Source organism: Falsirhodobacter sp. alg1 (assembly GCF_000739715.2).
Taxonomy (GTDB): domain Bacteria; phylum Pseudomonadota; class Alphaproteobacteria; order Rhodobacterales; family Rhodobacteraceae; genus Falsirhodobacter.
Map to the genome: position 1 here is coordinate 1 of NZ_BBJC02000056.1, position 776 is coordinate 776.

Consider the following 776-nt stretch of genomic DNA (forward strand, 5'->3'; position numbering starts at 1 on the left):
GTGATCATCGATGCTGCGGATTATTTCACCGCCGCCCGGGAGGCGATGATGCGGGCGCAAAGCTCCATCATGATGGTCGGTTGGGATTTTGACGCCCGTATCAGGTTCGATGCCCCCGAGCATAATGATGGCAGGTAGGCACCCCCGGCCTCACCGCCCGGAAATTTCGCGATGCGCGCGCCGGTCACGGGGCTGGACCGTCCGGCTCCGCGCTGGTCAAGCAGGATCACGCGGTAGGATTTCAACGCCTCGGCAAACCAAGCATTCCGGCCCAGAACCGGGCGCGGCCCCTTGCACCCCGGACCCCCTTGCAGGAAAATCAGCAGCGGCAGGTCCTTTGTCGCGTGTTCCGCCAGCACCACCTCACGCGCGAACAGATCGATCGCCTCGCCGTCCGGGTTGGACCAGTCAAGCGGTACGGGCAGGCTGATATCACGGATGCAAAGCCCCGGAACCCTGTAGGATTGGATAGTCTGCTGCATTTCGGCTTCCGTAGATAAAATGGTTTCTGAATTTTCAATACGCGGGTGGATCCAGACCTGGCTGGCACAGCCATCTACCTTGGTCGCAGGTGCCTTCAGCGCGTCGTTCATTTCGGGCATTGCCTTGCCCAGATCGATGACGTGGCGATACCTGTCTTCCCAGTCATCAAGAAATTCGAATGTATCCGCGATGTCTTCAAATGCCTGTGTGGCCATGGTCGCCCTCCGGTTCTTCGGAGTGAGAGGTAAGACGCCCAAGCCCAAAGGTCCAGCCTGTCACGCTTTTCAACCGCA

Annotated in this window: 1 pseudogene; it reads right to left on the reverse strand. The window is 59.5% G+C overall.

Annotation, left to right across the window (positions count from 1 at the left end):
- Positions 1–515 precede the first annotated feature (515 nt).
- A pseudogene (locus tag TR36_RS15180) lies at positions 516–698 on the reverse strand (SufE family protein); the annotation flags it as partial.
- Between the last annotated feature and the right edge of the window lie 78 nt (positions 699–776).